Source organism: Flavobacterium cyanobacteriorum, from assembly GCF_002251835.1.
GTDB classification, from domain to species: Bacteria; Bacteroidota; Bacteroidia; order Flavobacteriales; family Flavobacteriaceae; genus Flavobacterium; species Flavobacterium cyanobacteriorum.
This window is the reverse complement of record NZ_NOXV01000149.1, coordinates 1-10,048: the sequence shown is the minus strand read 5'-3', so window position 1 is coordinate 10,048 and position 10,048 is coordinate 1. Positions and strand designations below refer to the sequence as shown.

At 43.6% G+C, this 10,048-nt stretch carries 7 protein-coding genes; 4 read left to right on the top strand and 3 right to left on the bottom strand.

The window, feature by feature from the left end; all coding sequences use genetic code 11:
- Positions 1-145: 145 nt before the first annotated feature.
- From CHU92_RS02265 to CHU92_RS02255, 3 genes are read right to left on the bottom strand one after another with little or no spacing between them, the layout of a single operon-like run.
- A complete protein-coding gene (locus tag CHU92_RS02265) occupies positions 146-619 on the bottom strand; it encodes a hypothetical protein (RefSeq protein WP_094412184.1) in 474 nt (157 codons plus the stop codon).
- A 1-nt stretch (position 620) separates the two neighbouring features.
- Entirely contained in the window at positions 621-1,964 is a 1,344-nt protein-coding gene (locus CHU92_RS02260; RefSeq protein ID WP_094412182.1) for a DUF5689 domain-containing protein, read from the bottom strand.
- A 19-nt stretch (positions 1,965-1,983) separates the two neighbouring features.
- Complete coding sequence (locus CHU92_RS02255; protein WP_094412180.1) at positions 1,984-4,872, bottom strand: TonB-dependent receptor; 2,889 nt, start codon at positions 4,870-4,872, stop codon at positions 1,984-1,986.
- 137 nt (positions 4,873-5,009) lie between these two features.
- Here CHU92_RS02255 and CHU92_RS02250 point away from each other — a divergent pair, with 137 nt between their 5' ends.
- From CHU92_RS02250 to CHU92_RS02235, 4 genes are all read left to right on the top strand, one after another.
- Positions 5,010-6,107, top strand: a complete 1,098-nt coding sequence (locus CHU92_RS02250; protein ID WP_094412178.1) for an endonuclease/exonuclease/phosphatase family protein — start codon at positions 5,010-5,012, stop codon at positions 6,105-6,107.
- A gap of 69 nt (positions 6,108-6,176) precedes the next feature.
- The gene (locus CHU92_RS02245; protein ID WP_094412176.1) at positions 6,177-6,707 is read left to right on the top strand and encodes a 3-hydroxyanthranilate 3,4-dioxygenase; all 531 of its coding nucleotides are present in this window, start codon (positions 6,177-6,179) and stop codon (positions 6,705-6,707) included.
- Positions 6,708-6,827: 120 nt separating this feature from the next.
- Complete coding sequence (amaB, locus tag CHU92_RS02240) at positions 6,828-8,375, top strand: L-piperidine-6-carboxylate dehydrogenase (protein ID WP_094412174.1); 1,548 nt, start codon at positions 6,828-6,830, stop codon at positions 8,373-8,375.
- Between the two features lie 696 nt (positions 8,376-9,071).
- Complete coding sequence (locus CHU92_RS02235; RefSeq protein ID WP_094412172.1) at positions 9,072-9,917, top strand: hypothetical protein; 846 nt, start codon at positions 9,072-9,074, stop codon at positions 9,915-9,917.
- Positions 9,918-10,048 lie beyond the last annotated feature (131 nt).

Genomic DNA, 10,048 nt, shown 5'->3' with positions numbered 1-10,048 from the left:
CTGCTCCAGACAAAGCCACCAGCAACCATGGCTATAATGATGTTTTTAGGGCTGTTAAAGCTGTTTTCCGTTGTAATATTGTTAGGCCAGGGCATAAAAAAAGGAGCTTAAAAAAGCCCCTTTTTTATACGTATAAAATTGTAAACTATTCCGTCTGTTTTTGATACCTGAAGAACCGAAGGTTATTGGTTCCGGGAACGGTATACGATACAAGCATTTCGGTATATGTTAAGGTGCTAATTGTAACTACAAGTTGTTTTTCTTCACCTAAGTCGTCTGTATATCTAAGAAAAATCCTGTTGTCTGCCCTGGTATAAGTGCCAGATATGCCATTGTTTTCGCAGGCTCCTGTATTAGTCCAGTCGTTTAGCTCGTAGGTGCCATCGGCATTGATAACCAGGTTGTCTATACCGCAGGCAGGATTATTTACTATATCCTGGTACGTAATTTGCGTTACAACTTCATTTCCATTGTTGTAAGGCCCGGGTACCCCGATTTGCTTTGTTGTCCACGTTCCCGTAACATAATCTCGCCGCACAAAATCTGCTACTTCCTCTTCTTCGCAGGATAAGAGCCATCCTGAGATAGCTACTATTCCTAATATTGCAAATTTTTTCATATTAATTCTGGCCTATAACTTTAATATTATCGACTTGGTATGTGGTTGTAACGCCCGAAGAAGAGCCTTGGTACCTGAATGATATGTACACGTTACCGTTAATCCCGGATAAGTCGGCTGTAACAGCATAAAAGTCGGAAGCAAAAGACGTATCCTGCACATTTAGTGTTACAGGTAGTTGTGTCCATGTGGCCGCATTAACAGCCGCTACGCTACCGGCACCATTGTAATTGGTAGAGTACCATACTGTAAGCGCTGTGCCATTGGCAAATCCGGTTTTATATCCGAAAGTTAATGTTTCATTGGTAGAATTATCTAAATTGATGGCAGGCGTAATAAGCCTTGTGTCCACATTATTTTCGTTTGTTTGAAAAGCAGACATTTGCGCATATTTATTGTTGCTGAAGATACGCGCTTCCCAACGCTCGGTACCATTGTTCATAGACACATTTGTCCAGCCGGGCAGATTGATAAACTGGTTGTTACCAGTACTCGTAATGCTTTCGAAATTCTGGCTGAAGATAGACTGGCGGCGAGGCTCGGTAAGCATCACATCGCTTTCGTAACGCGCTATAAACTGGTAGGTAGTACCAAATTTGGTAAGTACCCCACGTACCTTACCGCTACCACTTGGTACATTTTTAGGCGCAAAATCAGCAAAGCTGCTGGTCCTGAATATTACGGACCTTCCCTGGGCATCAACTAAATTATGGTTGGTGGCGCCACCAAGGTCATTACCGGCATCATAATAGGTTGTCTGGATTGCTGTATCATCAAACTGGACGTTTTGAAGCTCTACAAGCGTGTTCAGGTTTGCATCATTAAGAAGTTCTGGTATGGTAAGGACCCTTACAAGCTGATTTTCAGGCACGCTGTTGCAGGAACGCTGTAATACTGACCTGTATTTAGCTTCCGGGAGCCTGCCTACCTGAGCCTGGCCACCGTCAAGGTAGATATCGCCAATCCTTACACCATTACTCGTATCTGTGTATAGTCCATTTAGCTTTATAAATACTTTACGGCCGGGTTCAAAATTAATGAATGTTGAAGTTACATCTACAGGAACGCTGAAGCCCCTTGAACCATCCAGCGTCTGGAAGGAAATGCTTTTAAAGAAGTTTCCTGACCTGTCGCTTGACGTCACATACGCCTCAACAATGTAGTCTTGTGTAATCTGTGCTACCTGAGATCCTGCCGGTATATCAGCAACAGGCAGGTTAGCAGTTAATGTAGTTTCTACACAATTGTTGTTTATAACGCTGTAATCATCATCATTGACGCAGCTTGCCATTATTCCGGCTGTAAGCACGGAAAAAAGTATTGGTTTTAGAAAATTATTTTTCATAGTATATGAATTTTTTTGTTTAGAAATTGATATAAAGGTTTACAAAGTACGTCCTTCCGTAGCCATAAAAATATTTTGGCGCAAATGAAGGTGTACCGCTCGATACATCCTGGTTCAGTTGCCTGTAGTTGGCATTCCTGGCCTGCTCAAAACCTCCGGTTTTATAGGTTATGTCAAATACATTATTTATTGTGGCAAAGAAGCCCAGGGTACTCCTGTTCTTAGAACTTATTCTCCATGATTTCCCTCCTACGAGATTTACAAGGTAAAAGTCGTTAAATTTTTCCTGTTTTAAAAGCTGTCGGGCCCTATTATATCCCTCTGGACCTCCTGCTTCAGGGAATGGAAGTCCGTTGCTATCTTGAGGGTTACGGAAGAAACTTGCCGTCCTGAGTATCGGCGACACATCTATATAGTTGCTTGCCAGGTAGTTAGCGTTTGCGCCAATCCACCAAAACTTAGGATCGCGATACTCAAGGCCAATTGAGTAAGCTTGTTGTGGTATGCCTGCCTGCTTATAATCTTTCAGCGTGGCTTCTCCCAGGTTGATGATTTGTGGGTTGTTATTGGTTAAGTAGTTGTCATTGTTCAGGTACACATTAGGGTTGCTCGAGAATATGTATTGCCCATAGGTTGCCGCACCGGTTACTTTTATGGTTGAAGTAAGCTGGTATTCAATGCCAAACTCAGCCCCTAATTGCTGCTTGTCGAGGCCTGTAACAATTTCAGCTACAAAAGCGTTTCCGTCTTCGTTTCCATCGGCACCTTCAAGGATACCTTCGGCAAAGAAAAATGATGTTTCGGTTGAGTTTTGTATTTCAGAAAAGAACCCTGTAAGCCTGGCTTTAAGCCTGGGCGCACGGATAATGTAGCTTGCGTCCACGCTTGAAATCGTTTCACTTTCCAGTTGGTCAAGTACGAGGTTATTAAGCCTTGCATTGGGGAAAGAATTACGAAGTGTAGGTGCTTTCGACATATAAAGCGCATTAAAGTCCAGCAAGTGCCTGCCGGTAATTTTATATGTGAGCCCACCTTTAAAACCAAAGTTGTCAAAAACAATTTTGGAACTCCTGCCAAAAGATGATGTAGGATAGATACCACTCCTGTAGAGGCCTTCCCGCTGGTATTCGGAGCGGCTGTAGGTTTGCGCAAGGTAAAAATCAACTTTGCGGTAGGTAAACTTAAACTGCGAAAACGCATCTAAATGATTGGCAAAAAGATTGTAGTTGTAACCGTAGCGGTCACCTTCGCGTACCTGGCGGTTAGGGTTGTTTAAGTCTGTCTGTTGTGCGGCACCTTGCTGAAAGTTATCTATATCATTCCAGTATAAACCTCCTAAAAGATCGAGCATTTTCTGGTAGTTTTCAGATTTTAACCGCCTGAAGGAAACCGACCCGTTAAAAATAATATTATCAGTAACCTGGGAATTAAGTATTGAATTTATGGTCCATGTCCTGTCATCAGTGCGGTCTTCATACAATGCATATTTACTTACTGCGGGTGTCCTTCCTATCTCATTGCCATTGGCATCAAGTATAGGGTCTGTATTGGCGCGGTACATGGCGTCCCAGTCAATTTGCCTGTTGTTGAAAAAGTTAGCATTGCTTGCGCCTATCAGGTCAGGCGTAGGTACCCCTCCGAGGCCTCCGGGAAGAAACGCTGACGCCGGCACTGATGGATCATCGAACTCCGTATAAAGTGACGTAAAATAACTTGGCAGGTTCCTGTAATAGGTTGGGTCAGGGTTCTGTGCGTTTTGAAAGTCGAGCCTGCTGTTGCCTATAGAGCCGTATTGGTAGGATGCATTAGTGTTTAGCGTGTTCCTGTCGTTGATTTTCCAATAGTGGCTCAGCATAAATATTGGCTCCTCAATATCCCGGTCGCGGGAATTTCTTTTTTTACCGTCTTGCCATCCCCAGTAAGAGTTGTATTTTTCGCCTGCTATACTGGTGACTTCATCGGTATTTGGAGAGTTTTTCCCCCTGCTGTTTTGTGCGTATATGCTGGTAAAGTTAAGGCTGTGGTTGTCGCCGAAACGTTTTTCAAGACTTAAGAAAAACGAGTTGGCACTGTAATCAGTCCCTTCAAAATAGCCTTCCTGTGCCCATCTTCTTGAAGCCGAAAGCACATAGGCAAAACCGTTTGAATCCATGCCTGAAGCATGGGTTGCCATAGCTCTCCAGCTGTAATTAGTATTAGTGCCGGCAAATGAAACCCTTGTACCCGGCCTGAATATAGAAGCCCTGGTATTTATTTCCTGTGTTCCTAAGATATTTCCAAATGTATAGTCTGATGGTGCTGAGCCCATTGTAAATTCCTGGTTCCGGGTAGCATCATTAAGGCCGCCCCAGTTACTCCACTGCGGCCTGCCGTCGTAGAGTTTGTTCATCACAATACCGTTTATCATCGTAGTACCGTACTGGTTATCAAGGCCTCTTATCCTGAACCTTGCCTGCCCCCAGTTAAAAGCCGCTACCTGCTGGAATACATCCCTTGATGCCTGCAGAAGGCCTGCGGTGTTTTCCGAACCACTGTTATCGTCTCCAAGGTCGTTTTCTGTGATAGTAATTAAACTAAGTTGTTGTTCAGTTGTGATGTCCTCTTCCAGCAACACCACACCAAGGTCAAGTGGCTGGCCAGCAGCAACTTCAAGATTAAATGTCTGCGACACATAACCTGTACTGCTTACCACAACAGCCTGGCTTCCCGCAGGCACACTTTGAAACACAAATTCACCCGCAGCATTGGTTAGTGCGGTCTGGTTAGTGCTTTGCAGTGTTGCCACAACGTTTTGCAAAGGCTGCTGCGACTTTGAATCAACAACTTTACCTTTTACTAACGCGGTTTCCTGCGCCCATGCGCAAACTACCTGCATTACAAATAAAAGACTGATTACTAGTTTTTTCATAAATAAAAATAAATTAATTCTGCATCATGTTAAGTTAAAAAATTCTTAACGGGCGCAAATGTACATTATTTAATAATATTATTTACTTTTGGCCCTCAGTTTGTTATAAAACTTGATGTTAAATTAATATACCTTATATGATAATTAAAAAATTTGCCTGCCTGTTTGTTGCCATATTCGCAATTTTAGGCACATCAGCCCAGGAAAAAAAGTTTAGTGTGCATACAGTGGCATTTTACAATGTGGAAAACCTGTTTGATACTATAAACGACCCTGCCATTAATGACGAGGAGTACCTTCCTTCTAATGACTGGACGCTGAAAAAATATAAAAAAAAGCTGGGCAACCTAAGCAGGGTGCTTTCTGAAATAGGCACAGGCGAAAACACTAATGCACCCACTATCATAGGGGTATGCGAAGTTGAAAACAGGGGCGTCCTGGAAGACCTTGTAAAACAGCCAAAACTTGCCGCTAAAGATTATGGCATCGTACATTTTAATTCTCCTGATAAAAGGGGAATTGACGTAGGCCTACTTTACCAGAAAAAACACTTTAAGCCAACAAGCTACAAAAACATCCCTTTGCTTATTTACCAGCAGGAAGACGATAAGGCCAAAAAAGACGAAAACGAAGAAAAAACAGACGATAAGGCACAGGTTAATACCCGTACCCGCGCTCTATACACCCGCGACCAGCTGCTTGTGACCGGGCTGCTGGACGGTGAAGAGATACATTTTATTGTAAATCACTGGCCTTCACGTTCTGGTGGCGAAAAACGCAGCAGCCCATACAGGGAAGCCGCAGCAGCACTAAACAAGAAAATAATTGACTCCCTTTACCGGATAAATCCGGATGCTAAAGTTATAACCATGGGTGACCTTAATGACGGCCCTTATAACAACAGTATCAAGAAAGTTTTGGGCGCGAAGGCAAAAAAAGATCAGGTAGGTAAATTTGGCATATACAATCCTATGGAAGAAATGTCAGAAAGAGGTATTGGCACGCTTGCCCACCGGGATGCCTGGGACCTTTTTGACCAGATAATTATGACCGAACCGCTTATCAGGAAAGATTATTCTTCCTACCGTTTTTGGAAAGCAGGCGTTTACAACAAGCCATACCTTGCCCAGACATCCGGGCAGTTCAAAGGCTACCCGTTGCGAAGTTCAAGGGGTGAAGTCGGCTTCAGCGACCACTTCCCGGTTTATATTTATCTGATAAAAGAACACAAATAATAGTAAGGTTGGCTTCGGCTAACCTTTTTTTATTTCTTATCTTGGCACTTTATTTTAAAAATTCCTGCTATGGCCGTAATGAAACCTTTCAGCCTTAATAAATGGATTGAGGAAAACCGGCACCTGCTTAAGCCGCCTGTAGGTAACAAGAACATTTATCGTGATGCCGAGGATTATATTGTAATGATTGTAGCCGGCCCTAATGCCCGTAAAGATTACCACTACAACGAAACCGAAGAGCTTTTCTATCAGCTGGAAGGCAGCATAAAGGTTATTATACAGGATGAAGGTGTAAGGAAAGAAATGGAGCTAAACGCCGGAGATATGTACCTGCATCCCGCTAAAGTACCGCATTCGCCGGTGCGGGATGAAGGCTCAATAGGGCTTGTGGTAGAGCGGAAGCGTGCCGGCAAAGGCTTTACTGACGGCCTCTTATGGTTTTGCGACAACTGCAACCACAAGTTGTATGAAGTTTTCTTTGAGTTGCATGATATAGAAAAAGATTTCCTGCCGCATTACAGGCATTTTTACAATTCCGAAGCACTACGCACATGCGCCAAATGCGGGCATGTTATGGAAACCGACCCAAGATACACGTAAAGGCATAAGCCCTGTTGAGGATTTTTTACTTAACAGCTACATAATCATCTCCCGGTTATCAAAACTGCAAAAAAACTATATCTTTGTGAAATATAACATTACAAAACAATATAGTTACAAATGGCAACATTAACCGATCAATTTGGTATACAGGAAGCCCTTGCAAAACTGGGCATTCAGGAAATAAACGAAGGTACATCCACCGGAAGCAGAAGCTTCGCGAACGGCAAAATCATAGAATCATATTCACCGGTTGACGGTACGCTGATAGGCAAAGTAAAAGCTTCCACCAAAGAAGATTATGAAGCTGCCATGGCAAAAGCCGAAGAAGCTTTTAAAATCTGGAGGCTGGTTCCTGCTCCTAAAAGAGGTGAAATAGTGCGCCAGATGGGCGACGAGCTTCGCAAATATAAAGAACCACTTGGGCAGCTCGTTTCTTATGAGATGGGCAAGAGTCTTCAGGAAGGGCTTGGCGAAGTTCAGGAAATGATTGACATCTGCGATTTTGCAGTCGGACTTTCACGCCAGCTTTACGGCCTTACCATGCACAGCGAAAGACCTATGCACCGCATGTACGAGCAATGGCACCCCATTGGTATTGTAGGTATTATCTCTGCCTTTAATTTCCCGGTGGCGGTATGGAGCTGGAACTCTATGATTGCCTGGGTTTGCGGTGATGTTTGCATCTGGAAGCCAAGCTCTAAAACCCCGCTTTGCGCAGTTGCCTGCCAAAACATCATCAAAACAGTACTGGAGAGAAATAACGTACCTGAAGGGGTTAGCTGCCTTGTGGTAGGTAACGAGAGCGGCGACCTTATCAATAATGATAAGCGCATCCCGCTGGTATCATTCACAGGCTCCACAAGGATAGGCCGCCACGTGTCTAAAACCGTAGCGGAACGCTTTGGGAACACCATCCTGGAATTAGGCGGTAATAATGCCATCATTGTTTCAGAACATGCCGATATTAATATGGTACTGGTAGGTGCGGTATTTGGTGCCGTGGGTACAGCGGGCCAGCGTTGTACAACAACAAGGAGGCTTATCATCCACGAAAGTGTATATGGCAAGACTGTTGAAGTGCTTAAAAACGCTTATGGGCAACTGAAGATAGGCAATCCGCTGGACAGCAATAACCACGTAGGCCCGCTGATTGACAAAGGCTCCGTTCAGGATTACCTTAATGCTATTGAAAAAGCGAAGGCTGAAGGCGGCAAAATCATTGTTGAAGGCGGCGTAATGGAAGGCGAAGGCTATGAGAGTGGCTGCTACGTAAAGCCATGCATCATTGAAGCGGAAAACCATTTCCACATTGTTCAGGAAGAGACATTTGCGCCGATACTTTACATCATGAAGTACAAAACCATACAAGAGGCTATTGATATGCAGAACAATGTTCCGCAGGGGCTTTCTTCTTCAATATTTACTAACAATATGAGGGAAATGGAGCTGTTCCTGTCCCATGCAGGGTCTGACTGTGGTATAGCCAATGTTAACATCGGTACATCCGGCGCTGAAATTGGCGGTGCCTTTGGAGGTGAAAAAGAAACCGGTGGTGGCCGCGAGAGCGGTTCTGATGCCTGGAAAGCCTACATGAGGAGGCAGACTAATACTATAAACTATGGTACTGAGCTGCCACTGGCACAAGGTATTCGTTTTGATTTATAGTTGTTTAAAGATAAAAGCAATAACAGAAAAACCGCTTCTTACAAAAAAGAAGCGGTTTTTTTTTAATTTCTTACGCAACCTTATTATATATTATGCATCTTGCATATAGTTTAACAGGGAATTCATTACCGGCAGAGTGCCGCAGTAAGGTAATTTCATGATTAATAGGTTTAGTTTAGTATCTGGTAAAAAGGATTGCTTCAAGCAGTCCTTTTTTATTTTGTATAATCTAAATTACACAGAAAATTTTGTTTGTAAGGAAATTAATATAGTTTTGCACCACGTTTCACAAACAAATAAAATTTATAGCCATGCGTTTCACAACTTCAAATTTTCAGCTGATCAGTGCAGAGAAAATTCTGTAATGGTTCCGGGTTGTGTGTGTAATAATTTTAGATAGTAATTAATCTGATGATATACCGAACCCGGACCTGCACTGGCTCCGGGTTTTTTATTTTACCGATGATACAATACGTCCAAACATACAGGAAACAGCATCAGCCCCATGGATTTATGGCTGCATGGCAATGATACAGGACCGCATATTCCCTTGTGAAAGGAGGAATACCCAGTTATGAGGTAAGCCCGGTTCTGCAACAGAACCGGGCTTTTTATTTTAGAATAAAAATTAAATAAATGATAAGAATTACAACAGGCACCACTTAAAGATTACGTGTTGCCGCAAATGAAAAAGCGATGGAAACACTAAGCACAAAAGTACTAACAGCATTTAAAGGCAACTTTGCCGCAATGGTAGAAAGGCTATACCATGAAGAGCCCTCATTGCAGGGTTACCAGGGTACGCTGGAAAGCAGCATCAGGATGCACTTTGCGCAGATGAGCGCGCGAAACCACTTGTGGAAAAGGGACACATTCCGCAGGCTGTTACTGCACATGTATGCTAAAAAGTGCTTTGCAGTGCTTAAAAATCCGGAGTATATAAGAGTGCTGGCCAACATAAGCGCCTTTGGTAATACAATGGTGCGCGAACCTGAAACCTGGAGGAAAGACAGCCTGACACCACAAGGCCAGCTGGCATCATTGATAAGGCATTGTTTTGCACAGTACGATGTTCCTGAATTCTTGGAATACGTATTTGCAGGAGACAACAAAATACACATGTTGTGGTATGTGCAGCTGGGCCGTGGTGAAAGCGTTCAGCAACTAAGTGGCTTTCCGGTGCAGTTTACAAAGCGTATGGCGCACGAGTTCAGGGCTACGCCATTTGAATTTACGGTGGAGCAGGCTATAAGGCGGGCGCAGGCGCTCGGTTTTGGCGCAAATGTGTTAAGAGCCGAAGTGCTGGCATGGTCATCATTGCAAAGGAATTTTGAAAACGAAGCTTTTAAGGCTGAGGTGATACAGTTTATAGCCCGGGTGCCTGAAAACCTTACGATTGATGTGGTAGAGCCTGTGCTGGAATATGTTTTCCAAATGCAAAGACAAAATCCGGCTTACAGCATGCGGGGCCGTACATGGGCAGCGCTGGCAAGGCTTTCTGCTGAATGGCACAGGGATATGGCGAGGAAGAGGGAAGCCTAAGATTACAGGGAGTGGGATAAGTTATTGTTAACGATTTTACCCTTGAAAAAGATCTGGCTACCTTTAAAATAACCGAGCATACCAAAGTAATCCTTTGAGCCGTATGAACAAAAAAAACAGCCCCGGGATAG

Bases quoted from the DNA above. Each gene is read 5' to 3' on its own strand.
- CHU92_RS02265 (WP_094412184.1), bottom strand. From the start codon at position 619: ATGAAAAAATTTGCAATATTAGGAATAGTAGCTATCTCAGGATGGCTC.
- CHU92_RS02260 (WP_094412182.1), bottom strand. From the start codon at position 1,964: ATGAAAAATAATTTTCTAAAACCAATACTTTTTTCCGTGCTTACAGCC.
- CHU92_RS02255 (WP_094412180.1), bottom strand. From the start codon at position 4,872: ATGAAAAAACTAGTAATCAGTCTTTTATTTGTAATGCAGGTAGTTTGC.
- CHU92_RS02250 (WP_094412178.1), top strand. From the start codon at position 5,010: ATGATAATTAAAAAATTTGCCTGCCTGTTTGTTGCCATATTCGCAATT.
- CHU92_RS02245 (WP_094412176.1), top strand. From the start codon at position 6,177: ATGGCCGTAATGAAACCTTTCAGCCTTAATAAATGGATTGAGGAAAAC.
- amaB (WP_094412174.1), top strand. From the start codon at position 6,828: ATGGCAACATTAACCGATCAATTTGGTATACAGGAAGCCCTTGCAAAA.
- CHU92_RS02235 (WP_094412172.1), top strand. From the start codon at position 9,072: ATGGAAACACTAAGCACAAAAGTACTAACAGCATTTAAAGGCAACTTT.